Annotated in this window: 1 protein-coding gene; it reads right to left on the bottom strand. The window is 67.1% G+C overall.

The genetic code is table 11. The features are described 5' to 3' along the window. The coding region (locus tag QZH66_RS17210) for a KUP/HAK/KT family potassium transporter (RefSeq protein ID WP_305807063.1) at positions 1-868 on the bottom strand (868 nt) is incomplete at both ends.

Here is an 868-nt window from a genome sequence, read left to right as displayed (position 1 = left end):
GCGTGAGCGGAAACCAGCCGCCTTGCATGAACTTGAGCGAGCAGGAAATGACCAGCACCGCATCCACCAGCAGAAAAATGCCTGTCGCGGCCAGCGCCACCGGCAGCGGATAGTGCCAGGCATGGCGCACGACGAAGAAGGTCAGCACCGTGGTGATGAGCATCGTGACCGTGACCGCAATGCCGTAGGCGGATGCCAGGGCCGACGAGCTGCCGAAGCCGAACACCGCCAGCAGCACGGCGACGAGCAACACCCAGTTGACGGCCGGCAGGTAGATCTGCCCGATGGCCTGTGCCGATGTGAACTGCACGCGCATGCGCGGCAGCAGGCCCAGCTGGATGGCCTCCTTGGTGAGCGAGAACGCGCCCGAGATCACGGCCTGTGACGCGATCACCGAAGCGAGGGTCGCCAGCAGCACGGTGGGCAGCAGCCAGGCGTCCGGGAAGAGGCGGAAGAAGGGGTTCTGCAGCGCCGCCGGGTCGCGCATCAGCAAGGCGCCCTGGCCCAGGTAGTTGAATGCCAGGGCCGGCAGCACCAGGGCCGTCCAGGCCAGCCGGATCGGGCGCTTGCCAAAATGCCCCATGTCGGCATAGAGCGCCTCGGCGCCGGTCAGCGCCAGCACGATCGAGCCCATGACCACGAACAGCGTCCAGCCGCGCGCCTGCAGGAACTGCAGCCCGTGCAGCGGGTTCAGTGCGGCCAGAATTTCAGGCATCTGGACGATCTGCCAGCCCCCCGCGACCGCGATCACGGCAAACCACAGCAGCATCACCGGCCCGAACAGTGCCCCCACGGTTGCCGTGCCGCGGCGCTGCATCAGGAACAGGGCAACCAGCACCGCCGCGGAAATCGGCAGCACATAGGGCTT

Source organism: Stenotrophomonas sp. YIM B06876 (genome assembly GCF_030711595.1).
In the GTDB taxonomy this organism is placed as follows: domain Bacteria; phylum Pseudomonadota; class Gammaproteobacteria; order Xanthomonadales; family Xanthomonadaceae; genus Stenotrophomonas.
The sequence above is the reverse complement of the archived record's forward strand: the minus strand, read 5'-3'. Positions and strand labels throughout refer to the sequence as shown.